Origin of the sequence: Ruegeria sp. HKCCSA071 (assembly GCF_017872555.1) — a bacterium.
Classification (GTDB): Bacteria; Pseudomonadota; Alphaproteobacteria; order Rhodobacterales; family Rhodobacteraceae; genus Ruegeria.
The window spans coordinates 116,439-141,943 of record NZ_JAEDOX010000010.1; the positions used below are offsets into that span (position 1 = coordinate 116,439).

Sequence of the window (25,505 nt, forward strand, 5' to 3'; positions counted from 1 at the left end):
TTGCCTTCACCTGACAAAAAACCCGGGCGTTCGCGCCCGGGTTTTCGTTTCAAATGTCGCGTCTGCGTCTACACCCCAACATCCACTATTGCTTTGGCCAAAATCGGCACAGTCGCTGCGTTCAGCCCGGCAATGTTCAGGCGACTGTCGCCGACCATGTAGATACCGTGTTCAACGCGCAGTTTCTCGACCAGTTCCGGGGCCGCACCCAAGCGCGAGAACATGCCGCGGTGCTGGGCGATGAACCCAAACCGGTCGGATCCGGCCAGACGCTGCAACTCGTCAGCCAGTTGCTGGCGCAGGCCCAGCATGGACAGGCGAACCTCTTCCAGCTCAGTTGCCCAGTCTGCCCGCAACGCCTCATCCATAAGAATGGTCGTCACCACGCGCGCGCCGTGATCCGGCGGGAAGGAGTAGTTTTGGCGATTCAAAAACGCCAGAGTGGCCTGATTCAACGCCGTTTCAGCCGCGTTGTCACTGACGGTCATCAGCAACCCGGTGCGCTCACGATAGACGCCGAAGTTTTTCGAACATGACGCCGCAATCAGACATTCCTTTACCGATGAGGCCACCAGTCGCACGCCTTGCGCATCCTCTTCCAGACCGTCACCAAAGCCCTGATAAGCAATGTCGATCATCGCAACGAGGCTCAGCGCATTGATCAGGTTCACGACCTCCTGCCATTGCACCATATTCAGATTGGCACCGGTCGGATTGTGGCAGCAGCCATGCAGCAAAACCACGTCACCCGCTTTGGCAGTTTTCAGGTCTGCGATCATCCCATCGAAATCGACGCCCCGAGTGTCTTCATCGAAGTAACGATACTGAACCGTTTCCATCCCCAGATAATTCAGGATCGACAGATGGTTGGGCCAGGTCGGGTTCGACACAAACACACGTGCCGAAGGGTTCGCCATCCGGATCAACTCGAACGCCTGACGGCAGGCACCGGTGCCGCCGGGTGTCGCCACTGCGGCGATATTGCCGCGTGGCACAGAAGTACCCAAAATCAAACCGATCATCACATCCGCATAGGCCGGATCACCGGCCAGACCGGTATAGGCCTTTGTTTCCTGTTCTTCCCAGATGCGCTGTTCGGCGGCTTTCACCGCGCGCATCACCGGCGTCACGCCTTCGGCATTCTTGTAGACACCAACACCCAGATCGATCTTCTGATCGCGCGGGTCTTCGCGGTACATCTGCATCAGCGCCAGAATCTTGTCGGCGGGCTGCGGTTTCAGGTTCTCGAACATCAGTTCTCTCCGGTTGCGACGGGCAGGGTCGGGAAGGCACCCCATTCAGCCCAGGAGCCGTCATAAAGCGAGTGGTCTTTCTTGCCCATGCGTTCCAACGCAAGGCTGAGAATCGCGGCCGTGACGCCAGACCCGCAAGAGGTGATCGCCGGTTTCGACAGATCGACACCTGCAGCCTCGAATATGGCGCGGCAGTCCTCGGGCGACTTCATTGTTCCGTTGGCGTTCAACAACTGCCCAAAGGGCACATTCCGCGAGCCGGGAATATGGCCCGAACGCAGCCCTTCGCGCGGCTCGGGTGCGGTTCCGGCAAACCGGTCGGCCGAGCGGGCATCGATGATCTCGTGATCTGCCAGCTTGGCGGCGGCGGAAACTTGCGTGACGTCCCGGACAAGCTGGTTTTGCACGCGAACAGTCATGTGGCGGTCGCGAATGACCGGAGGCAGATCCTCGATCTCGCGCCCCTCGGCCTGCCATTTTGGCAACCCCCCATCCAGAACCGCGATGTTTTCCTGCCCCATAAGACGGAACAGCCACCATACGCGCGCTGCGGACATCAGCCCGGCACCATCGTAAACCACAACCTGATGACCATCACCGACACCCATGGCGCGCAGTCGTGACATGAATTTTTCGACCGGCGGCGCCATATGAGGCAGGTCGGAACGGTGATCTGATATCTCATCAATATCGAAGAACCGTGCTCCGGGGATATGCCCGGCATCATATTCGGCCTTGGCATCACGGTTTTGCGCGGGCAAATACCACGACCCATCCAGAATCCGCAGATCCGGGTCTTTCATATGCGCGGCCAGCCATTCGGTGGATACGAGGGTTTTCGGATCGTCCAGCATCAAAGCCTCCCCTAAGCGAGCTTGGGGTTTCCCTATACCCCGTGGCATGGGCGTTCAAGGCTGGATAGCGCTAGCGCTTGTGAACGTCTGGATTTATCGCGCCTTGCGCAGGCGGAAATGCTGGATGATGCCGATGATGCTGATCACAATCCAGAAGCCTTCGATCAGCATCGAGGCCAGATTGAAATTCTCAAGCAGCGAAAAGACGATCAGGACAGACCCCAGCAGGTTGATCACCGGAAAGGCCAGATCATCGGAATTCATCATCCGCATCTGCGTCGCGAAATACGCGGCCACCACGATCAGCGCCCCGAATGAGCCGATGGCATCCACGATGGTAAGAGTGTCAAAAATGGCAGTCATTAAGGTGCCTTACCAATTTCAGGAGTTTCTGTGTGTTGGGCGTAGTGATGCATATTCAGAAACGCAGCCCCCTGCGAACCGGCGCGATATCCGTGCGGCAGGTCCGCAGCAAAGCGCAACCCCTGCCCGGCCTGCAAGGGAACCCATTCCTCGCCACGCAGGATTTCCAAAGTACCGCTGAGGACAAACACTTCCTCGGTCACCCCGGCGGCATGAGCCGGGGATTCGTGGCTTTGGTTTGCGTCAAGGTTCACGTGAAAGGTTTCGGCACCCAGCGCGGGATCGAAGGGAAAGACGATCTTGACCTCGATACTGCCGGGAAAGGTTACGGTCTGAAAGACCGATGGATCGCCCAGCGTCGTGTCGATCAGCCCGCTGAGCGGTATTTGAAAACCCTTGGCGATTTTCCAAAGCGTGGCGATCGTTGGGCTCGATTCGCCGCGCTCAATCTGACCCAGCATGGCTTTGCTGACCCCGGTCATCTCGGCGACTTTGGACAGGCTCAACCCCGAGGCTGTCCGCACATCCCGTAATTTCAGCGTAATGTCGTCCATAGCCATACCCGCGCCCTGCGATTTACCTTGTACGTTATAACGCACATGTGCTACGTGCGCTATAACGTACGAACCCCGAATTATGCAACCCGAGGCAACAGGGAAAACAGCATCATGCCATTGTACCGATCCAGAACCTCTACCCATGGCCGCAACATGGCTGGCGCACGTGGCCTTTGGCGGGCCACAGGCATGGGTGACGACGATTTCGGCAAACCGATCATCGCCATCGTCAACTCGTTCACCCAGTTTGTGCCGGGTCACGTGCATCTGAAGGACCTGGGCCAGATGGTCGCGCGCGAGGTCGAAGCAGCAGGTGGTGTGGCGAAAGAGTTCAACACGATCGCCGTGGATGACGGTATCGCGATGGGCCATGACGGAATGCTGTATTCGCTGCCCTCACGCGAAGTGATTGCGGATTCGGTTGAATATATGGTCAACGCCCATTGTGCGGACGCTATGGTCTGCATTTCGAACTGCGACAAGATCACCCCCGGCATGCTGATGGCCGCCATGCGCCTGAACATCCCGGCCATTTTCGTCTCGGGCGGTCCGATGGAAGCGGGCAAGATCGACATCGCCGACTTGGAAGCCAAGAAGATTGACCTTGTGGACGCTATGGTCGCCGCCGCAGATGACAAGTTCACTGACGAACAGGTTCAGCACATCGAAGAAAACGCCTGCCCCACCTGCGGTTCATGCTCGGGCATGTTCACTGCGAACTCGATGAACTGTCTGGCCGAAGCGTTGGGTCTGGCCCTGCCGGGTAACGGCTCGACTCTGGCGACGCACGCAGACCGCAAAGAACTGTTCCTTGAGGCTGGCCGCCGCATCGTCGAGATCACCAAGCGCCATTACGATCTGGACGAAAAAGGCTTTCTGCCCCGTGAGATTGCCACCTTTGATGCATTCGAAAATGCCATGAGCCTTGATATCGCCATGGGTGGATCAACCAACACGGTGCTGCACCTGCTGGCCATCGCACATGAGGGCGAGGTTGACTTCACCATGGCCGATATGGACCGCCTCAGCCGTCGCGTTCCCTGCCTCTGCAAAGTCGCACCGAACACCGAGAATGTGCATATGGAAGACGTCCACCGTGCCGGTGGTATCTTCTCGATCCTGGGTGAGCTCAGCCGTGCGGGCCTGCTGCACAACGAATGCAGCACCGTGCATTCGGCCACGATGGGAGAGGCGATTGCCAACTGGGACATCACCATTGCCAACAACCCCAAGGCACAGGAGCTGTTCAAGGCCGCCCCCGGCGGTGTGCGCACCACACAGGCGTTCAGCCAGTCGAACCGGTTCAAGGAACTGGACACCGATCGTAAGGGTGGCGTGATCCGGTCCAAGGAATACGCGTTCAGTCAGGACGGCGGTCTGGCGGTTCTGTTCGGCAACATCGCACGTGACGGCTGTATCGTGAAAACCGCTGGTGTGGATGCCAATATCCTGCAATTCACCGGCTCGGCTTATGTATGCGAAAGCCAGGATCAGGCGGTCAGCGACATCCTGACCGGCAAGGTGAAAGAGGGCGATGTTGTGGTGATCCGCTATGAAGGCCCGCGTGGCGGTCCGGGGATGCAGGAAATGCTGTACCCGACATCCTACCTGAAATCGAAGGGGCTTGGCAAAGCCTGCGCCTTGCTGACCGACGGGCGGTTTTCGGGCGGCACGTCCGGTCTGTCGATCGGCCATGTCTCGCCCGAGGCGGCCGAAGGCGGTGAGATTGGTTTGGTCCAGAATGGCGACACAATTGAAATCGACATCCCCAACCGCTCGATCCATCTGGCCGTCTCAGATGAAGAGCTCGCCGCCCGGCGCGAAGCACAGGACGCAAAGGGCTGGGTGCCTGCTGCGCCGCGCAAACGCAAGGTGTCTACTGCGCTTAAGGCCTATGCCAAGCTGACCACCAGCGCGGCAAAAGGAGCCGTGCGTCAGGTCTAAACCTATGCATTACCGGTCTGCTGACGTGGCGGACCGGTAAGCCGATCATCCACAGGCGCTCTCGGACCCAACCAGAGCAGGTGTTTCGCAAGAAACGTTTACGATGGATGGGGCATCCTGCCTTAAGATCAATCGCCCAGCTTGGCGTGAATTTCGTCCAGATCGATTTCGCCAATCGGCATCTTGTTTGCCGGGTTTTCGAAATCGTATTTGAACAACTCGAAATCCTGCTTGTAGATTTCATAGACCAGATGCATCGACAGGTCGTCGAAATAGTCCTCAACCGGATGTGCGCGCTTGGGTCCATGGCCTTCGGATTCGTTGAATCGGGGTATTTCGGACAGCGAAACTGAATGCTTCAGCTTGGTATTATCCAGAACCCCCTGCATCCCATCGTTGAACGCTTCGGTCCAGAAGATCCGATCATAATGACCGCCGTTCACGATGAAGGTCGACACATGACCAGACATGGCTGACCAGTGAATATCCGGGTCCATCGGGCGTCGCCAGCGGATGGTATCACGCGCAAACAACAGGAACCGGCGAAAGCTGGCGATCTGGTCAAACTCTCCCTTGCCATCGTCTCCGCCCACTTCGATCCCGTAATTGTAGATCAGCGTTGGCACCAGATTGCCACGATACCGTTTGCCGTTACGCTGGATCCCGCAGATCTTGTCGAAAAACGAGCTCAGAATACGCGTGTACGGGTTGCGCACACAGGTAAAGGAATACGAGGCGTGATCGCGCACATTTTTGGAAATCAGGTCCTGGCTCTGATCAAAGGCCCATTTGTGCATACCATCCTTGGCGTCATGGATATCGCCGTCAAAGAACTGGCCGTGATCCGAATAATACATGATCTGCCCAATGGTCGAGCAGGCGCATTTGGGCACGACGCGGTACACCATGCTTTCGCTCTCGGTCATCCAGGTACCGGGAAAACCCATCTGCTGTGCCTCCTACGCTGGTCTGGTCTCAAACCGATATGCCAGCTTTTGATAACAAGGAACCAAAATTATTCTGTTTATTCAATCGCTCATCCTCAGTATCACGGTTGAAACCGGGCAGAAACGGAAATTACCTAACCTCGATGGCTAAGATTGCCTATATATTGTTGTGCCATAAGGACCCTGATGCAATCATTGCACAGGCTGAACAGCTGACTGCTGCGGGCGATTGCATGGCGATCCACTTTGACGCCAGCGCCAGCCCCGAAGCTTACGGGCGCATCCGTTCCGCGCTGGCTCAAAATCCGAACGTGACCTTTGCAAAAAGGCGCATCAAATGCGGCTGGGGAGAGTGGTCGCTGGTGCAGGCCACGCTGAACGCGCTGCAGGCTGCTGTCGAAACCTTCCCACGCGCCACGCATTTTTATATGCTGTCCGGTGATTGCATGGCGATCAAAACGGCAGAATACACCCATCGGTTTCTGGATAATCACGACAAGGATTTCATTGAAAGCCACGACTTTTTCGAAAGCGACTGGATCAAGACCGGCATGAAAGAAGACCGGCTAATCTATCGCCATTATTTCAATGAACGAGCCCAGCCCAAACTATTCTACACCGCCTATGAAACGCAGAAGCGTTTTGGGTTGACGCGCAAAATTCCCGAAGACCTTCAGGTGATGATTGGCAGCCAATGGTGGTGTCTTCGCCGCCGAACGGTCGAGATGATCCTGGATCTTCTGCAGCAGCGTAGGGACATAATCCGGTTTTTTTCGACCACCTGGATACCCGATGAAACCTTCTTTCAAACGCTGGTTCGTCACCTGATCCCGAAGGGCGAAATCGAAAACCGTACACCGACATTTCTGATGTTTTCGGATTATGGAATGCCCGTCACGTTCTACAACGATCACTATGACATGCTTCTGGGTCAGGACTATTTGTTTGCCCGCAAGATCAGCCCAGAGGCACATGAGCTGAAAGAGCGTCTCGGCTCACTTTACGCGAGCGAGGGCATCGACTTTCCCATCTCGAACGAGGGGCGCAGCCTGTATGCGTTTCTGGCTGGCCGGGGGCGCATCGGGCGCCGGTTCGGGCAACGTTTCTGGGAGGCCGAAAGTGTTCTGGGCCCTGACCGAGAGCTGTTCGTGATCGTCAGCAAGAAGTGGCATGTTGCCAAAAGGCTGGTCGATCAGATCGCGTCTGAAACAGATATCCCTTGCGTCGAATACTTGTTTAACGAAGAGGATACCCAACTGCCTGATCTGGGCGGTATTGAGACGACGCTGACTAAGCGCTCGCGCCATCGGCGGGCCGTTGTACGAATGCTTTTCGAAAGTTTCGGATCAGACCAGTTGGTTCTGTGCCTCGACCCGGCCAACCTGGACGTTGTTCAGGATTTCTGCGGTGATCAGGCCAAAACCCATGTGCTTGAGATCGAATGCGAATACTCGGACGAATACCTGATCGGACATGCGCGCCGCGTCGGATTGGCGGGGGAAAACAGCCCGGTTGAGACTGTTTCCCGTCTGCTGCCGACACTTCGCAACGATCTGAGTTACGAGTCCCAACAAATCCGCGCCGCCGGTTTGGACAATTACCTGCGACTGCGGGAAACCGCCCAGCGCGCCGAAAACGTAGCTGTCATTTCCGAGTTTCTAGGGGTGGACGAAGAAAAGGCCAGCGCGGTGATGCGGCTGGACTACCTGTTCGCCGACTAAACGGCAGATCAGCCTGAAATCCGACAGCTTTCCGGCCCCTTCGGTGCGTAGGGTCCACCGCATATTTGCCTGTCGGAGAGGATGGCCTAAAACCCAACATCACTGCCATCGTGATTTTTATTCAAAAATCGGATACTGTGCAGCCAATTGGGCCAATTTGCTTATGCTTTTTACTTTGGCAGGCCGGCCCTGGCCAGTGACAGGCAAAACCGGGCCCGACCTAAACTCAGAATGACGGGTATACATCGAAAAACCCAAAGCCCCGGCTGGCCGCACTTAGACATTTGAAACGCAACTTCGGGGGGAACAGTTGTGCTAATAGATCAAATTGAAACGTCCAGATCATATATCCCAAACGACGCAGACTGGAACCTGATATACAAGGTTCTGCCGGGCGAGGCGAAGATTGCAGACCCATCTGTCATTAACCCTCATTTCGAATGTATCGAGGTGACCGACAACACGGTTCTGCCGGCAAGCGGCATGTATGTAGTTCTGCGCGGTGTGGTTCAGCTGCGGCAGAATGGAAACCCTTTGGCCAGCGCGGATGTCGGTGACTATTTCTATGAAGAGCACCTTCAGATATCAGACATTCCCGTCAGCCTCGAAGCGCTTGCGCTGGACGGATCGCGGCTGGCTTTTCTGTCCAGCGAGAACTGGCGTCAGATACCAGAGGAAATCCGGCAACCCTGCTTCGCCACGATGTTCGGCGATCTGGTCAGTGTTCAATTGCAGAACTTCCAGCAGCCGATCAATTGTTGCAGCGTAACGGCTGCCGCCCTCAGCATGTCCGCGTTGGGCTTCAGTTGCGAAGTGAACGACATTTTCCGTGAATGCGCGCTGCCTTCGTCTTTCGTCGTCAATGACGGTATCTCACTGGGTGAGCTGTTTGACGTCGCCTGTACCTACATTCATTCGCAGGGCTTGCGGGACAGTGTTCAGGTTCAGGCCTATTTCATGGACGAGGACACGACAAACGTGCAGCTGTTGCTGGATGCGATTGACGAATCCAACCGGCTGGGTGGTGACAACGATATTCTGGTTGCGAATTTTCAGGTCGGCGTCGCCCATGGCAAAGCGAATATGCCGGGCGGGCATTTTGCCGTCATCGCCAAGTGCAACCCAAGCACTGGGCTGGTGCACATGATGGACGTACATCCTGAGAAATACGGCAAGCTTTGGGTTACAACCGCAGACCGGCTTTGGAAGGCGATGTCGGACCGTGATGGAACCTCGATGCGGTCGCGTGGTATTTTACGCTTCTCGGCGCGTGCCGCAGTCAAAACGCATCTGAAGACATTCAAGCAACGATGCAACTATGTCGACAGCACACTCTATCTGGCGAAAGACCCCAAGAAACGGCGCAACCTGTTCCGCCGCGCCACTCCGAACATGAACTCCTTGGGTGTTTTGGTGGAAAGCCTCGCCATTCACGGCGACGACAAGGTGGACGAAGACGAGCTGCTGCGGGCCACCGAAGCCTCTTTCACGGATGTTGTCTCACGGGTGGCCACGGCCGCGGACATGCACGACATGGCCCAGAAATACCTGAACGGGTCCGAAAACGTGCACCTGAGCAGTTCACTTCGCAGTTTCGGAACGCGCGAGGACACATCGATCGTTACCCCCGAAGACTGGTTCAAGATGCAACTTCAGGGCCTGGACGCCATTGCGGACCGTCACCTGATGATCAATATCGACTTTAATCGGGTAACCGGGATCGAAGCCATCCGCCCGCCGGTAAACGTTTACCGGGAAACCGCTTTGCTCGAAGAATTCTGGTGTCTGTGTATCGCATATGATGAAGCAACCGACCTTGTGACGATTGTCGATATGAGCCCCGCAACGTCACAGGTCTGGCAAGCCCCCCGCGGCAACATATTCCGCGGCCTGCGCAATCTGGAAGATCCGGCGTTGCTGGTGATCGAAACGGTTGAGCCGCCCGAAGACCCCGGAGATGTCGCCAGCATTATCAGGAACAACCACATGGTTCTGTTTTATGAAGATGAAGACCCGTGGTCCTACATGCTCAGAAGTGTTCTTTCAAACATCGGTGCGACCAGCGTAAAGCAGGTGGATGTGGGCGGTCGCGATCCCAACGCTATTAAGATGCGGCGTCAGCTCGTGTCATTGGGTGAAAAACCCAAAGTTCCCTACCTGTTTTTCCAAGGCCAATGCGTCAGCAAAGGTGAAAAGCTGGAAGACATTGTGGACATGATCAAGGCGGGTCACCTTCAGGACCGCATGATCGAAGCAGGTCTTCCCGTTTCCAAGCTTGAAGAGACACCCAGCCTGAACAAGAACATGTTCGGCTATCCCAAAGGTGTGATGAACCAGGTAAGCAGCGGCAAACGCAACGTGCTCCTTTGTGCCTGTGGGTCTTCAGCGGCAGACAAGATACCCGAACTGGTTGAGCGCATCGTCGACGCCGGGCACAATGTCAAACTGATCCCTTCCACTTCGGCCGAAAAGTTCTTTCGGGACTTCGGCGCTGAACGGATCGACGCCAAGATCACCCATAACGACTATTACCGCGACGATGATGAATGGAACTTCCGTTACATGGAATTCGACATGCCGGTGCGGGCGTCGCATCTGGCGCTTTGCGACTGGGCCGATTGCGTGATCGTCGCACCCATCACATGCAACACCATGGGCAAAGTGGCAAACGGGATCGCTGATAATCTTCTGACCTCGGTCTTTGTCGCTTGGCAGTACCAGAAGAAGCCCGTGATCCTGTGCCCGGCCTGTAACACGAATATGTGGAACAACATCACCACCCAGAACAATGTCGCAAGGCTGAAGACACTGGGCATTGATTTCATTGGCCCACGGGAGGGCCGCTTGTCCAACGGCCGGATGGGGATTGGTATGATGGCCACTCCCGACCAGATCATGGAAGCACTGGGCGAGGCGTTCGAAGAACTGGACGACCAGAAATACCGCGTGTGCAAATGGGCCCGAGAGGCTGCCGCCGCTGACGATATCAATGAATGGAAACGTGTGTTCCGCGCCATCGATGAAGGTGTCGTGGGCATCAATATCGTGGACGAAGCCCACGGCGATTCATTGCTGCATTATGCGGCCGGTGGCGAAGGCGAATTGAACGAAGGCGGTCACGATCTGGGTAAGCCCGACTATGAAGCGGCGCAGGATTTGATCGGCCGCGACATCGACGTCAATATCGTCAACGATCACGGTTTCACCGCATTGCATGTGGCTGTGATGAACAAAGCCCCAAGGATGGTCGACATCCTGTTGCGCGCCAAAGGCATGGATGCAACCTCGTGCATTGAATTTGTTCAGGGCATGGATATCCCGCCCGAAATCCGGACCATGCTGGATGCTTGGGCGCAGGACCACAACCTTAAGATTAAAGACGCGGAACAGGGCCGTGACGAAACCTTTGTTGCCATTCAGGAACCCACCTATCTGTATTTCACATACGGCTCCCTGAAACAGGGGTTCCCGAACCATGAGGCACATAACCGGGTTTTGAATGACTTTGTCGGGCCTGCCCGCACGCGGCAACCAATGCCCCTGATCGTTCCAAATGAACCGTTCTGCGACAATCCGAATTGTGGCTTCCTGCACCGAATGGCAACCCTTGTCGATCAGCAGGGCATGGGCAAACAAGTAAGCGGAGAGGTTTACCGGGTGACGGAATCGGGCCTGCACGAACTGGACAAACTGGAAGGCTATCATGGTCCGGGCTCGTCCAAGAACGTCTATACCCGCAAAAAGATCAACGTGATCGTGGATGGGGTGATGAAACCCGCTTACGCCTATGTAATCGCCGATCCTGAAAAATACCTGCAAGACTGGCGTGACGGCAAATCCGAAGTCATCAGCGACTACACGCTGGATATGGCGCAGGGTGAACCCAAGCCCGGATTTGAGCCGGCACTCTAGTTTTCCACTGCGCTGACTTGTGGCGGTTTTGGGCTTTCCTTGGAGCTAAGGTTATAGGCCGTAATCACGACCATACACAGCAGCACGAACGGCCAGAACCCGGCCTTGGGAATAAGGTTGTCCCGGTAGTGGATGATTCCAAACGACGTCTCAACGTCGGACGCAAACAGGTATGTATTCACCGAAACTGCCAGCAGCATGAAGTACATCATGAAAAAGAACGACTCCATATAGATCACGGGAGAGCCCGCGAACCCTTCGCGCAGTTGCACATGGGCCAGCAGGATCACGAAAAACAGAACCGAGCATGTTCCGATCACGCTGGAGGTGCTGAAGTCATGCCGATCGGCCAGCCCCTCACGGCGTGTGACGGTCATCAGCGCCCCAAACAGCAGCATTGTCACGACAAGCAGCGGGACCATGTGCACGATAAACGCGTTTGCGAAATTGCGTTTGATGACAAAGTTATAATGCAGTTCGGGCATGTTGGTTTGATAGGTGTTCTGCGTGATGCCCAACGTCGTATCCAGGTTTGACAGCTTATAGTCGAAATAGGTGTTCTCGCGTTCCCAAGTGCCCATCACGATCTGACTGTCGATGCCGAAAATATCATCCGGCCCGGTCGCGGTATAAGCCTCAAAGTCGGGAACCAGCGCAACATTGACGTCAAAAGATGCGGGCCAGACGCGCACCCAGACCGTTTTGTGATCAAAGGGGTAACGGGTGTAGTCAAAGCTCTGACGAAGGGTTTGTTCAAAGTACCACCCGATCAGCACGCCATCCTGTTGCGGTAGCCGATAGGCTTCTTCGATCAGGCCATTTGCTGTATCGACCGCTTCGGGCAGAAGGAAACCGATCTCGCCCTCGGCTGGACGGATCTTGTCATGTTCACCTTCGACGTAATGCTGCCAGATGTAGCCGGTGACCTGAACGTCGCTAGCACCAAGAAAGCTGAACGATTTGATGAATATCCCCGTTTTGACGCGGTAATCTGGTGCTGAGTCCAGCTCATCCAGAAAGGCATCCACCGATGCCTGATCCGGAAGCTGCGTTGGATCCCCCTCAAAATGGTTCAAGTCGATCCAAAGCCTGAGCAACAGACCGGCGAGCCCAAGGGTCAGCAAGCCAGAAATCAGCCACACCTTTCTTTCTACACTCATTCAACCTCCTGCGGTGTCGCCTAATCAGCCAGAAACCCCACTGAACCCACAAGGGATTGCGTGATGCCCATCGTTGCAAATTGCGTTTTCAGGTCAGCATATTCCGCGTGCTGTTTGGGCAGAGTGTTCTGCTGTCCGCTTTCAGCCAGCAGTCGTGTTTGGCGAATGGACAGATCGACCATCGGCAAAGGCTCGGTGGTGGTGAAGGCTGCAAGCCCATCTGCATATTCAATTGCTGCGTCCCAATCGCCGCGCGCCAGCATGACGGCGCTGGCATCCGAGTAAAAGTGCAGGTGACTGTGCCCCACACATCCCTCGGCAATGATTTCAGACCCCAGGTTCAACAAGCGCGTTTGCTCATCAGGGTTGGTCTCGGCCATTGCCAGAGCCGAAAGAGCCTTGGGCCCTACAAAGTTCCGCCCATGTTCAAGCGCGATTTCAACCGCGCGACGCCCAGTCGTACGCGCGCGGTCTGACTGTCCGGTATAAACCTGTGTTCGCGCCAGGTGTTCAAGGGCCTGCGCCTCAAGACGTTTTGCCCCGACGCGTTCCGCAATTTCGGCTGAAACAATGAACGCGTCCAGCGCCTGATCAAGGTTGCCCAGAAAGGTCTCGGCCACGCCCAGGCAGGTCTGTGCAACGCATTCCGGAACAAAGGCAAAGTACTTTTGCGAGATTTCAATAGCCTCAATGGCGTCCGCCTTGCCCTGTGCGACGTCCCCGGTGTAACTGCGCGCGACGCTGAGATTGTGCAGATTGGCAGCCAGATCGCGGACCAGCCCTTTTTCGCGCGCCCGCTCAACAGCCTGCGTATAAAAGCCTGTCGCTGTCTTCATGGTGGCTTTCATGAAGTTTGCATCACCAAATCCGCTTAGCGCCCCTACCTCAAGGCGGGCAGAGCCAAGTTTGCGGGCAAGCGTCAGGGCGCGTTCATTGGCGCTCAGCGCTTCCTTGTCCCGGCCCAGAGGGAAATAAACATTACCGCGCACGTAGCTGATCTGAGCCACATCCCGCTCTGACCCGCAAAGCTCGGCGGCGGATTCAGCCATATCGAGTGCCTCCAGGGCATCCTGATACAAGCTGGCTTGCCGTGCGGCCTGCGCCAGCCCGATATGCGCGCGGCTGATTTGCTCATCGGTTTCGGCAACCCGGGCAGCTTCCCGAAATTCACGCAGTGCGTCGCCGGACAGTCCCTGAAGCCTGTGCGTCTCAGCACGAGCGCACAGCAGGTCGAACCGGACACCTGCAGGGGACGGCAGTTCCAGGGCGCGTTCGATCAATGGGCTGGCATCGTCGAATCTGAAGGCCTGGATCAGTTTGTCCGCCGCCTCCAGATACGCCTGCGCGGCGTTATTCGCCCCGGCCCGGTCCAGATGCTGTGCGCACAGGGTCGCATCGCGATCCTCGAACCACTTGGCGGCCTGCCTGTGCAGGCGCGCGCGCTCGGATTTGACCAACGTCGCATAGGATCCATCCCGGATCAGCGCGTGGGCGAACATGAGGTCAGGCCCTGCCTCTCGGACCAGCGCGGATCGGATCAGGCTGGTCGTATCCAGATGCCCTTCACCCAGAATGAAGTTCAGAACTTCTGGCGAGAACCGCTGCCCCAATACCGATGCTGCCTGAATGGCGGCGCGGCTGGTTCGATCAAGTGCATCCAGTCGGGACTGAACGATCCCCTGAATACTGCCGGGCACGCTTTGTTGGGTAAGTACATCCGTATTGCGCAACAACTGTTCAAGAAACAGCGGATTGCCCCCGGCGCGTTTGACACAGGTGTCCAGCAACTCGGGGTCGATGGCCGTGAATTCTTCGACCAACAGTCTGGCCTGTTCTTCCCCCATCGGCGCCAGTTCCATCTTGGACACCAGCGCGCCATCGGTTGCCATTTGCCAGTCCCGGTCAATCGGATCGCCTTCGGCCCGGCTTGTCATCATCAACACGCAAGGGATATTCCGCGTTGCCGCCGCTATATGAGAGCAGGTCATCAGGATCTCGGGCGAGGCCCAGTGGATGTCCTCGATCTGGATCAGCAAGGGGGCTTCCTGGCTGCTGGCCGACAGCAACTCTTCAATGACCTGCCGCCGTCCGCGCAGGCGGGTTTTATTGTCCATCACCGCAAACACCTCAGCCAGACCCGAATCCTGCTCCAGCTCAAGCAGCGCATTGAGGTGCGCGGCGTTCGGGGGGCTGACCCAGCCCCTGGCGATTGCGTCCCTAGCCGCTGCGGCACCTGTTTCCGCGCCATCCGACGGGTAAAGACCCAAGATACTGCGGGCGACCATCTGAATGGCCGAATGCCCTTCGCGCGCGCCGAAATCCATCACGACACCGTTGTGGATCGTGTAGGACTGGCCGGATGCCAGCTCAGCAACTTGCTCGGACAAATGAGTTTTCCCGATCCCGGGCTCACCTAGGATCACATGGACTTCGCCCTTGCCGTGGCGCTTGCATCGGTCAAATGTGGCCGAGAACACCGACAATTCCCGCTCGCGCCCGATGAATTTGTGACGCCGTGTGCGAATGTTCCGGGCCAATCGATCCAGACGCCAAATTTCAACGGGATCATTCAGCCCTTTGATGGCCTTCACACCAATGGATTCGCCCACGAATAGCGGCCCCAACGCGCGCTGAATGTCGTGTGAAACCAGAGTCTCACCCCCCGCGGAAATATCCGTCAGGCGGGACGCCAGATTCACCCCGTCTCCTGTAACGGTGTATTCCGTATGCGACTGACTTCCGGTCGTACTGGCAATGACTTGACCCGAGGCAATACCGATGTGGCAGGAAAGCGGCGGTGACAAGGTCGGCAGAGCTGCATGTATCTCGGCAGCAGCACGCGCGGCCCTTTCGGTATCATTGGTGTGTGAAATCGGCGCTCCGAAGACGGCCATGACCGCATCGCCGATATGCTTGTCTATACGACCACCGTATTTTTCGACGACATTGTCCACTTTGCTAAAGAATTGATTCAGCAGCGCATGCAGATCTTCTGCATCCAGCTCGCTGGATAGTTTCGTGAATGCGGTCAGATCGGCAAACATCACAGTAACCTGTCGCCGCGCGGGCTCGAGCTGTGCAGCAGGTTCAGGTTCTGCTGAGGTTTGGCAGGCATCAATCTGTTCGATGGCGCGCAGCAGCCGCCGCCGATCACCGACGGCCGTCACCCCAATTTCGATCAAATCCTCGGCCGTCAAATCAGGCAGGATGGAGAAATCGATTTTGTTGTCTGCGAAGGCCTGCGCGTACTCATTTAATCCAATTGCGCTCAGCCAGCCCCTCAGGTCCTGAGACATGTTGCCCCTCTGAAGTCCCCCACTTCATTCAGGAACCTAGCATGTGCGCCGCTTCGAGTCTGCTAGAACCTATTTAATTTATGCTTTTGAGCAGGGTTAATCCAAAACTGGCTCCTGCACCAAGCCAGTGTTTCCAAAACCGCTCGACAGGATATACGAACAGCAGGCCTGGGTGATCTCGCGGAAGCGGGCTCTTTCCCGACGGTAAATATATACCTCTCGCTTGTCTGGCAAATCTGAAATCGGACGAAAGGCGACCGCATCCGGGATGAACTGTGCGACGGTCTGCGGCAGGACCGTGATCCACTGGCCTGCCCTGACAGTCGTGATCAGGGAATGCGTGTTGTGAATGGTAACCTCGGCCCTGTCCAGGATCTCTCGGAAAGGCGCGGACTCGATAAAGTCGCACAAGGCGTTTCGCACGAAGGGCGCCGCCATCAGGTCACAGATTTCAGGCGGTTTGGCCCGTGTCATAAGCGGATGATCAGAAGCTGCGACCAGTCCGAACCGATCCTGAAACAGCGGCTCGGCACTGACCCCGTTCAGGGGATGATGACCGGATGCAATGCCGATGTCCGCCTTATCCCCGGCAACGGCGTCCAGAACCTGTTGCGAATCCCCGTCTCGCAACTCGATCTTCAACCCGGGAAAGCGTGATGTCATATGTCCCAGCAAGGCGGGAAAGACCAAGGCCCCCACCGACGGCACGGATACGATGCGGATCAACCCTTGTTCCGCCTGCGCCGCCATTTCTATGTTCTGAACAGTCTGATCAAAATCGCGCACCTGTTTGAGCGCAAGGTCAAGAACTTGCTGACCCAGTGGCGACAGGTGGTTTTTTCGTTCACCTTCAAACAGTTTCTTACCCAGATGATCTTCAAACTGCTTCAGCATCATTGAGACGGCGGATTGTGTCCGACCCAGACGGCTGGCAGCCTCGGCAAGGTTTCCGGTTTGGGCCACGGTACAAAAACACCGCAGCATCTCGACTTTCATCGCCATACTTCAAACTTTCTGAAGTTTTCTAAAGTTATTTGAGTTTGACTGATGTTGACCGAAAGTTCCATCCTGACCCAAATCGAAATTTGCGAATTTGGGGCATGACGTGACCAAACTGAACCTGATTGCCGGCGAATGGCTGGCCGGCGAAAGCGAAATTGAAAACCGCAATCCTTCGGATTTAAGCGATCTGGTTGGCATGTTCACACAAGCCAGCGCCGATCAGCTTGAGGCGTCTCTGGATCAGGCGCGCGTCGCGCAGGCCGAATGGGCCGCCTACGGGCTGGAGCGCAAACAGGCCGTCCTGAACGCCATCGGCAACGAGTTGATGGCCCGCGCCGAGGAACTCGGCACTCTGCTTAGCCGCGAAGAAGGCAAGCCGCTGGGCGAAGGCAAGGGCGAGGTTTACCGCGCCGGTCAGTTCTTCACGTATTACGCCGCCGAGTGTCTGCGCCAGATCGGTGAAAACGCCGATTCCGTGCGCCCCGATATCGAAGTGGATGTGCGCCGCGAAGCTGTTGGCGTAGTTGCGATCATCAGTCCGTGGAACTTCCCCACTGCAACCGCCTCGTGGAAGATTGCCCCGGCGCTGTGCTATGGCAACGCGGTGGTGTGGAAACCCGCCAACATCACACCCGCCTCGGCTGTGGCCCTGACTGAAATCATCGAACGTCAGGATATCCCGAAAGGTTTGTTCAGCCTTGTGATGGGCTCGGGCCGTTCGGTCGGGCAACGTCTGGTGGAAAGCCCCAAGGTCAATGCGATTTCCTTCACCGGGTCTGTACCCGTGGGCAAAGGCATCGCCGCCGCAGCAATCCAGAACCTGACCAAGGTGCAGATGGAGATGGGGTCCAAAAACGCGCTGGCCGTGATGGACGACGCCGATCTGGATCTGGCGGTGACACTGGCACTGGGCGGGGCCTTTGGCGGGACCGGTCAGAAATGCACCGCCTCGTCGCGGCTGGTGGTTCATGCGGGCATCCACGATGCCTTTGTCGAGAAACTGGTTGCCGGTGCGCAGGCAATGAAAGTGGGTCACGCGCTGGAAGCGGGCGTGCAGATGGGCCCCGTCGTCAGCCAGCAGCAGTTGAGTGAAAACCTCGCCTATGTCGACCTGGGCAAATCCGAAGGGGCGGAACTGGCCTGTGGCGGTCAACGCCTGGAGATGCCTCATGACGGTTTCTACATGTCGCCGGGCGTGTTCCTGAACACCACCAACGACATGCGCATCAACCGTGAAGAAATGTTCGCGCCTCTGACATCCGTCATCAAGGTCGGCAGCTATGACGAGGCGCTGAGCGTTGTGAACGACACCAATTTCGGCCTGACCTCGGGCATCGTGACCAAATCGCTGGCCCGCGCCACTCATTTCCGCCGCAACGCGCGCACCGGCGTTGTGACGGTCAACCTGCCCACCGCTGGCACCGATTACCACGTACCATTCGGTGGCCGGGGCGACAGCTCGTATGGTCCACGCGAACAGGGTAAGGCAGCGGCTGAATTCTATACGACGGTCAAAACCGCCTATATCAGCGCAGGCCCGGTCTGATGCGGATCGACGGCCTGCAATATGCCAACTGGTCGGAAAAGATCTTCCGCCAATTGCGCGAAGGGGGCGTGGACGCGATCCATGTCACCATCTCCTATCATGAGAATTTCCGCGAAACGGTTCTGAATTTCGAGAAATGGAACCGTTGGTTCGAGCAATATCCTGATCTGATCATGAAGGGCCGGTGGGCCAACGACATCGATACCGCGCGCGAAACCGGGCGGACGGCCGTGTTCTTCGGGTTCCAGAACCCCTCGCCCATCGAAGACGATATCGGGCTGGTCGAAATCCTGCACGATCTGGGCGCGCGGTTCATGCAACTGACCTACAACAACCAATCCCTGCTGGCGACCGGTTGTTATGAGGCCGAAGACACCGGCATCACCCGAATGGGCAAGCAGGTGATCAAAGAGATGAACCGCGTCGGCCTTGTGGTGGACATGAGCCATTCGGCTGACCGGTCCACAATCGAGGCGGCTGAGATTTCAGACCGGCCCATCGCAATCACACATGCGAATCCGCACGAATGGTCCCCGGCCCTGCGCAACAAACGAGATGATGTTATCCGCGCCGTGACGGAAAACGGTGGGATGCTGGGTTTTTCGGTCTACCCTCATCACTTGAAGGACAAGTCAGATTGCACGCTGGAAAGCTTTTGCGAGATGATCGCCCGCTCTGCGGACAAATATGGGGCCGATCATCTGGGGATCGGCACTGACCTGTGCCAGGATCAGCCTGACAGCATCGTTGAATGGATGCGTGTGGGGCGGTGGACAAAAGAAATCGACTATGGCGAAGGCTCGGCCTCTGCCCCGGGGTTTCCACCAATGCCGGGCTGGTTTCAGGACAACCGAGACTTTGGAAACATCGAACAAGGGTTACGCGCGACCGGCCTGAACGATGACGAAGTGGCCGGGATCATGGGCAGGAACTGGTATCGGTTCTTTGCCGAGAACTTCGTCCCACAAAGGTAACCAAATGGAACCACACGCGCAGACAGAGATCGCCAGACGTGACCCCGCAACGGTAATGCGGTTGTCACGGCTGGGATCACTGCATCAATGTCGGCTCAGCTTTATGCGGCAACTGACACGCCGCATGGCCGATGAAAACTGGAGCTTTTCGCGCCCTGCATTTGAAATTGACGACAAAGGTGTCGGCCATGCGGTCTATACCGCGCAAGGCCCCGATCGCGCCTACTCGCTGGTCGCCTTTGCCCACGACCTGCCTGCCGATCAACGGTCAGACCGAGTTATCGCCGAAGCGTGGGACGCCACCTTTGCACTGTTCGATGGCATCCCCACGCCAGAAGACATTGATCGCCTGTCGCAGAACGTGCCGCTGCAAGAGGCAGGGCGTGTTAGTGAAACCGAATTGTCACTGTCACGCGCCAACCGTTCCGTGCGACTCTGGACTCATGTGGTGGATCGTCTGGCTGCGGGCCAGCAACCGGACCTGGAACAGATTTATCAGGTCGGCTACCTGATGAGGACCACGGCCGTTTATGGGTCGGGCAAATTCGGCGCTGCGGATCGTGAGAAAACGGCGGACCGGGATGAGGTCAGTGGTCCCTTCCAGATCGAAATGCTGTCAGTCTATCTGACCCGGGTTTTTGTACGCGATCTGGTGCAATATATGGCGCAGGTCAAAGGCGGGGATCAGACCTCCGCGCTTGATCCTGAAATCGCACGCTGGCTGGGCATCGGTAATTCCACAGGACTGGGAATGGCGCCGTTCATCGTGAACCATCCCGTTCTGTTCAACAACTGGATCATGGCGCGGGAAGAGGCCATCTCGCGCGTGCGGTCAATTGAGACAGCAACCGAAAAAGACGCGCGTGTCTTTCGCGACGTTTTCGCGCGCAGCAGACAGTCAATCGCGTGGTGGCAATCTGAACATCCGATACAGGTTGAAAAACTCGCTGCGCTAAAGGACGACCTGAATTCGATCGGCGCATTTCTGGCTACGGACGACCTGACACAAGACCATCCGTGGGATCGCATAATCCGATGGTCGGAAACTGCGCTTAGCGAAGAAGGCCAGGAGTTGCTGGCCTCTCTGATCCTTGAGCCTTACGGAGATGTCGTGGATGGGCTGTCCAGTTGCATGGCGGACACAAACGCGGCTGCACAGGTTATTGATGGAACAGTGCCGGTATCAGGGGTGCGTACCTTGATCCGGAACAGTTTTGACTGGGCGCTGGATCTTGATTGGAATGATCCAGAAAACTGCGCGCGGGCGTGGTATGTATCCGAAGAAAAGCTGGAGCCTCGACTGGGTGAACGGTTTGAAGAACCAATTGCAGACTATGAACAACCGCTCGCGCCCGCGCGTGATGCAGCGCTGGCTTTCAAGGCTCTGCAAGAGTGGCCGGATGATGCGCCGATAGCAGAGTTTCTTTTGCGCCACCCCGAGCATCGCCACACCGTACGCCGCGCCCAAATCAGCCGTGTCGCGCCATATGGTGAGATCCATGACAACACAATCGGCGCGAATGTGATGCCCATCGATATGTTGCGCGCAAAACTATCCTTCTTTGGCGCGACGCATTTCGACCCTCGTTCGGACCGTTGGGTCCGCATCTGCATGTATGCCGGCGCCCCCTACCCTGATGAGCTAAATACCGCGAACGCAGATTTGTGGGTTTATCCGGAGGTTGCGCAATGACCTTTTCATTGAACGAAGTCGAAGCAACCGCCAAACGCGCAACCCGCGGGGCCGGATATGCCTGGGGCGTAGCGGAAGAGGCTGCAAAGGCCACCCGTTGGCTAAGTGCCCAAGGGTTCGACGGTCCTGCAATTCTGGCACAACTGCTCAAACGTGAATTTGCACCCTGTCTGGAACGCCACATTCCTGTGCTTCAGAACGGAGTATGGGTTGGCGAACAAGACCTGTGCCCATTGATGACCGGAACAGCGATATCGGATTCACCGACCGTCCTGTCCCAAAGCACCATTTCGATTTCAAACCTCGCGGCACCGCTGCTGTTGCTGCCCTTTGTCGCTGCGGGGGCCAAAAAGCTGGGAACGACAGTAAAAGTATCCTTCGACGGGTATTCTGCGATAACCGATGGTGTTCATCTAATCTGTGCAGATTGCAGTATTGACCGCGCTGATCATGTTGAGATTACTGAGGGCGGCCACATTCAAAACGGTCGCCCCCTGCAAAGCCGTGCCGCCCCTAATGCCGGGGCTTGGCAGGTCTTGAACTCTATGGCGCACCGTACATATGCCCCTGCAACTGAAGAATCCCGACTGCTTGGCGCTGGTTCCGGCCTGTCGGACAATGACTGAAGGATCATCAGATGACCGAGACCCAAACCCTGTCGCTTGCCGAAATCGAAAAGCTCTCCTTCACCGCGTTGGTTGCCGCTGGCACAAACGAAGAAAACGCGCGCCCTCTGGCCGTGGCCACGGCGGCAACCGAAGCGGATGGGGTGGCCAGCCATGGCCTGGCTTACATCCCGATTTACTGTGAACATGTACAATGCGGGAAGGTTGACGGTCAGGCGGTACCGACGCTGGAAACCCCGCGCCCCGGCCTTGTCCGTGTAGACGCTGCGACCGGGTTCGCACATGCAGCCATTGACCTGGGCTTTGAAGCATTGATCCCGGCGGCACGCGAACAGGGCATCGCAGCCCTTGCGATCACCAACAGCTACAATTGCGGTGTGTTGGGTTATCACACGTATCGACTGGCGCAGGCGGGTCTGGTTGGTCTTGGATTCACCAATGCACCTGCATCCATTGCACCTTCGGGTGGATCGAAGCCCGTTGTCGGAACCAACCCGTTCTCTGTTGCGGTGCCGGGCCCAGACGGGCAGCCCGCCTTGCTGATTGACCAGAGCGCCAGCACCATCGCCAAAAGCGAAGTGATGAAACACGCCAGAGAAGGCAAGGCCATCCCGGTTGGCTGGGCGCTGGACCCGGATGGAAACCCGACAACAGACCCGAATGTCGGTCTGAAAGGAAGCATGGCCCCATCCGGCGGATACAAAGGTGTAGGTATCGCTTTGCTGACTGAAATCATGGCGGCCGCCTTGACAGGGTCAACACTGGGGTTGCATGCCTCTCCGTTCTCGGGGACAGTCGGAGGTCCACCGAAAACCGGGCAGTTCTTCATCGCTATTGACCATGCGGTTTCGTCAAATGGGCTGTTTTCAAACGCAATTTCTGACCTGGTCGCGTCGATCAGAAATCAGGACGGCGCGCACCTGCCCGGCGATGGGCGCCGTGCATGTCGCCTTGCGGCAGGTCAAAAAGGTGTCGCCGTCAACTCTGCTACATTGGCCAGGATTGACGCGATTATTCAGGAAAACAGTTGATAGGGGCCACCAGTCCGGGCGGATGTGGTGGCTGCTTGCGCCTAGTTCACGAAATGCAGCGTGCCGAATTCACTGCGCCAGGCAGAGACTTCAGAAGCGACAGGCGCGCCGTCCAGTCCTCGCCTGATCAAATCGGCGAGGCGCCCGGCATCTCGAGAGGTCATACCCCAGCGAACCAACTCAGGAGTGCCGATCCGCAACCCATTCAAATCCCCTTCAACCGGTTTGACAGGCAATCCGATGCCGCACGCAAGGAACCCGCTTTCGCGAAGTTTCTTCGATGCAGCCTGCCCTCCGCCATAGGGCTCCGCCAGAACCGCGAACTGATGCGAATTGGTGAAGCCTTCCGCACCCGCATAGACGCGAACGCCCCGCGCATCCAACGCGGCGGCCAGTGCTTTCGACAGTGCAATCATCTCGTTCGCGTACGCCTGACCAAAATCTTTCCAATCCAGCATGGTAACCGCAAGCGCGGCCGTCTTGGCGGCATCGAAATTGGCCGTCATCCCGGGAAAAGCAATGGCATCCAATGCTTTGGCGATGTCGACTTCATTTGACACGATCAATCCACCTGCTGGTCCACCAAGGCTTTTATAGGTGCTCATGGTCATGAAATGCGCGCCCTCATTCAACGGGTTCGACCATGCACGCCCCGCGATTATCCCACACTGATGCGCGGCGTCGAACATGACTTTCGCGCCAACTTCATCCGCAATGGCCCGCACCTCGGCAACAGGGTGTTCAAAAAGGTTCAGACTTCCACCGATCGTGATCAGCTTGGGGCGCTCAGCCCGCGCCAGAGCGCGCAGCTGGTCCAGATCGACTGTGTAACCGTTAGTGTTAACCGGAGCCTCGATCGTGCGCAGGCCGAACAACCCCGCACAACCCGCAGTATGATGGGTCACATGGCCGCCGATCGTTGCGGGCGGAGCAATGATTGTATCCCCCGGCTTACAGGTCGCCATGAAGCCATAAAGATTTGCAATTGCGCCCGACGGCACGCGAACCTCAGCAAATCGGGTATCAAAGACCTCTGCACAAAGCTCGGCCGCGATGACTTCGATTTCTTCGATTGCTTCCAGCCCCATTTCATATTTGTCACCGGGATAGCCCAGCGAAGGCCGCGACCCGATGCCCGACGACAAAAGCGCCTCGGCCTTGGGGTTCATGACATTAGTCGCGGGGTTGAGGTTGAAACACTCTTTCTCGTGAATGCGGCGGTTTTCCTCTGCCAGATGCGCGATCTGGTCCAATAGATCGCCGGACGATGCTGATGCTGTCTTTGTCGCGATATTCTGAACCAGCGTTTCGCTAGCGGCGGGCACCCAGTCTCTATGTGCAAGTGTCATCTGACATCCTCCTGTTTCGTCCACTGTGACTGCTGCTGCGTGACTTCGCAAAGCAGATTTGTTATTTCTTGGCGTAGAAAAACTAAGGCTAAGGTGATGAGCGTTTCCCCAAAACGTCCCAAAGGGCCCCCACTGAACGCAATGCGCGCTTTCGAGGCGGCGGCGCGCCACATCAGCTTTGTCGCAGCGGCCGAAGAATTGAACGTCACACCGGGTGCAATCTCGCAACACGTCAAAACGCTGGAAGGCTGGGCTGGAGCACCCCTTTTCCGGCGCCAAACGCAGGGCGTCGAACTCACACCCGAGGGGCAATCGCTGGTCGCTGGATTTACCCGGGCTTTTGACCAATTGGCCGACGCGACCCGGGCGCTGCGCAACCTGAAACCCAATGCAGATTTTAATATCGCTGCATTGCCTGCCATAGCTCAGCTTTGGCTCCCCAAAAGGCTGCGCCAGATCCGATCTCATTTTCCCGACATCAGTTTCTCCGTCACCGCAATGGAAGCGCCGCCGAGCCTTGGGCGCGAACTGTTCGACCTGTCGATCTTCTTCGCTCCACCGGACGACACGGCCAATCAGGTGGTCGTTTGCCCTGACAAGATCGTGCCGGTTTGTGCCCCGGCGCTAATGGACCATATTTGCCCCACAAACGGTTTTCGGGATTTACCGTTGCTGCACGATCTGGTGTGGAGTGAAGATTGGACCAAATGGGCCCAGCACTCTGGCTATGACCTGCATAATGTCAAAGGCGGTGCTCAATTCTCCCTCTACAGTCTTGCTGTTGAGGAGGCGAAGGCCGGTGCGGGTATACTGATGGGACACCTGTGCCTGATCGAAGACGCCCTTGCCTCTGGCGAACTGACAGTTGCACATACCAGGTCTTTCCGAACCGACCGATCATTGGTGATTCAAATGCCACAACGCACTCGCAGAAGACCGGAAACGGACCAGATCGTCGCCTGGTTGTCCCGTTAATCGGAACCACTAACCATCAGGTTATGAGGTGTTTGAGGTTTGATCGTTGAGCCAACAGTCTAGCGGACTGTTTGTAGATTGAACGGGCTTATTGGTTTTTGGTATCGGTTAGAGGATATGCTCCTCTGCGGTTGAGGTTCTGATGCTGACGAGGTTAAGAGGTTAAGCAAATGATCCGGGGGATCACTTGTGGTCTGAACGGGCAGTGTTGGGGTTTTCTGACGCTGGTTGCGGGAGCAGGATTTGAACCTGCGACCTTCAGGTTATGAGCCTGACGAGCTACCGGGCTGCTCCATCCCGCG

General features: G+C 56.8%; 18 protein-coding genes and 1 tRNA gene. 9 read left to right on the top strand and 10 right to left on the bottom strand.

Annotation, left to right across the window (positions count from 1 at the left end; all coding sequences use genetic code 11):
• Positions 1 to 68: 68 nt before the first annotated feature.
• The 4 genes from I9188_RS16495 to I9188_RS16510 all read right to left on the bottom strand — a co-directional run bounded on the left by I9188_RS16495 (position 69) and on the right by I9188_RS16510 (position 3,030).
• Positions 69 to 1,253 (bottom strand): amino acid aminotransferase, encoded by a 1,185-nt coding sequence (locus I9188_RS16495; protein WP_209507251.1) that lies wholly within the window; start codon positions 1,251 to 1,253, stop codon positions 69 to 71.
• On the bottom strand, positions 1,253 to 2,107 hold the full coding sequence (sseA, locus tag I9188_RS16500) for a 3-mercaptopyruvate sulfurtransferase (RefSeq protein ID WP_209507252.1): 855 nt from the start codon (positions 2,105 to 2,107) through the stop codon (positions 1,253 to 1,255). Before sseA ends, I9188_RS16495 begins: the two co-directional genes overlap by 1 nt.
• A 93-nt stretch (positions 2,108 to 2,200) precedes the next feature.
• Positions 2,201 to 2,470: a hypothetical protein gene (locus tag I9188_RS16505; RefSeq protein ID WP_209507253.1), complete on the bottom strand. Its 270-nt coding sequence runs from the start codon at positions 2,468 to 2,470 to the stop codon at positions 2,201 to 2,203.
• Entirely contained in the window at positions 2,470 to 3,030 is a 561-nt protein-coding gene (locus tag I9188_RS16510) for an XRE family transcriptional regulator (protein ID WP_209507254.1), read from the bottom strand. Before I9188_RS16510 ends, I9188_RS16505 begins: the two co-directional genes overlap by 1 nt.
• A 108-nt stretch (positions 3,031 to 3,138) precedes the next feature.
• Between I9188_RS16510 and ilvD the strand changes: the two genes are divergently transcribed.
• Positions 3,139 to 4,971, top strand: coding sequence for a dihydroxy-acid dehydratase (gene ilvD / locus I9188_RS16515; protein WP_209507255.1), 1,833 nt, complete (start codon positions 3,139 to 3,141; stop codon positions 4,969 to 4,971).
• A 128-nt stretch (positions 4,972 to 5,099) separates the two neighbouring features.
• Here ilvD and I9188_RS16520 read toward each other — a convergent pair whose 3' ends face one another.
• Positions 5,100 to 5,918, bottom strand: coding sequence for a sulfotransferase family protein (locus tag I9188_RS16520; RefSeq protein WP_209507256.1), 819 nt, complete (start codon positions 5,916 to 5,918; stop codon positions 5,100 to 5,102).
• 143 nt (positions 5,919 to 6,061) lie between these two features.
• On the opposite strand from I9188_RS16520, the gene I9188_RS16525 reads away from it, so the two are divergent.
• Positions 6,062 to 7,639 carry a DUF5928 domain-containing protein gene (locus I9188_RS16525; RefSeq protein ID WP_209507257.1) on the top strand — a complete coding sequence of 526 codons (1,578 nt, stop codon included), beginning with the start codon at positions 6,062 to 6,064 and terminating at the stop codon, positions 7,637 to 7,639.
• Between the two features lie 312 nt (positions 7,640 to 7,951).
• Complete coding sequence (locus tag I9188_RS16530; RefSeq protein WP_209507258.1) at positions 7,952 to 11,551, top strand: flavoprotein; 3,600 nt, start codon at positions 7,952 to 7,954, stop codon at positions 11,549 to 11,551.
• On the opposite strand, the gene I9188_RS16535 is transcribed toward I9188_RS16530, so the two are convergent.
• From I9188_RS16535 to I9188_RS16545, 3 genes are all read right to left on the bottom strand, one after another.
• Positions 11,548 to 12,711: a hypothetical protein gene (locus I9188_RS16535; protein ID WP_209507259.1), complete on the bottom strand. Its 1,164-nt coding sequence runs from the start codon at positions 12,709 to 12,711 to the stop codon at positions 11,548 to 11,550. The genes I9188_RS16530 and I9188_RS16535 overlap by 4 nt on opposite strands.
• A gap of 20 nt (positions 12,712 to 12,731) precedes the next feature.
• Positions 12,732 to 16,007: an adenylate/guanylate cyclase domain-containing protein gene (locus I9188_RS16540; RefSeq protein ID WP_209507260.1), complete on the bottom strand. Its 3,276-nt coding sequence runs from the start codon at positions 16,005 to 16,007 to the stop codon at positions 12,732 to 12,734.
• Positions 16,008 to 16,103: 96 nt separating this feature from the next.
• On the bottom strand, positions 16,104 to 17,009 hold the full coding sequence (locus I9188_RS16545; RefSeq protein ID WP_209507261.1) for a LysR family transcriptional regulator: 906 nt from the start codon (positions 17,007 to 17,009) through the stop codon (positions 16,104 to 16,106).
• Between the two features lie 103 nt (positions 17,010 to 17,112).
• Between I9188_RS16545 and I9188_RS16550 the strand changes: the two genes are divergently transcribed.
• From I9188_RS16550 to I9188_RS16570, 5 genes are read left to right on the top strand one after another with little or no spacing between them, the layout of a single operon-like run.
• Complete coding sequence (locus I9188_RS16550) at positions 17,113 to 18,555, top strand: aldehyde dehydrogenase family protein (protein WP_209507262.1); 1,443 nt, start codon at positions 17,113 to 17,115, stop codon at positions 18,553 to 18,555.
• The gene (locus I9188_RS16555; protein WP_209507263.1) at positions 18,555 to 19,529 is read left to right on the top strand and encodes a membrane dipeptidase; all 975 of its coding nucleotides are present in this window, start codon (positions 18,555 to 18,557) and stop codon (positions 19,527 to 19,529) included. The genes I9188_RS16550 and I9188_RS16555 overlap by 1 nt, the downstream gene beginning before the upstream one ends.
• 4 nt (positions 19,530 to 19,533) lie before the next feature.
• Positions 19,534 to 21,222, top strand: a complete 1,689-nt coding sequence (locus I9188_RS16560; RefSeq protein ID WP_209507264.1) for a hypothetical protein — start codon at positions 19,534 to 19,536, stop codon at positions 21,220 to 21,222.
• Positions 21,219 to 21,848 (top strand): DUF3726 domain-containing protein, encoded by a 630-nt coding sequence (locus I9188_RS16565; protein ID WP_209507265.1) that lies wholly within the window; start codon positions 21,219 to 21,221, stop codon positions 21,846 to 21,848. Before I9188_RS16560 ends, I9188_RS16565 begins: the two co-directional genes overlap by 4 nt.
• An 11-nt stretch (positions 21,849 to 21,859) precedes the next feature.
• A complete protein-coding gene (locus I9188_RS16570) occupies positions 21,860 to 22,879 on the top strand; it encodes an Ldh family oxidoreductase (RefSeq protein WP_209507266.1) in 1,020 nt (339 codons plus the stop codon).
• A 41-nt stretch (positions 22,880 to 22,920) separates the two neighbouring features.
• On the opposite strand, the gene I9188_RS16575 is transcribed toward I9188_RS16570, so the two are convergent.
• On the bottom strand, positions 22,921 to 24,228 hold the full coding sequence (locus tag I9188_RS16575) for an aminotransferase class I/II-fold pyridoxal phosphate-dependent enzyme (protein ID WP_209507267.1): 1,308 nt from the start codon (positions 24,226 to 24,228) through the stop codon (positions 22,921 to 22,923).
• Positions 24,229 to 24,324: 96 nt separating this feature from the next.
• Between I9188_RS16575 and I9188_RS16580 the strand changes: the two genes are divergently transcribed.
• The gene (locus I9188_RS16580) at positions 24,325 to 25,203 is read left to right on the top strand and encodes a LysR family transcriptional regulator (RefSeq protein WP_209507268.1); all 879 of its coding nucleotides are present in this window, start codon (positions 24,325 to 24,327) and stop codon (positions 25,201 to 25,203) included.
• Positions 25,204 to 25,428: 225 nt separating this feature from the next.
• Here the strand turns inward: I9188_RS16580 and I9188_RS16585 are convergent.
• Positions 25,429 to 25,505 (bottom strand) — tRNA-Met (locus I9188_RS16585).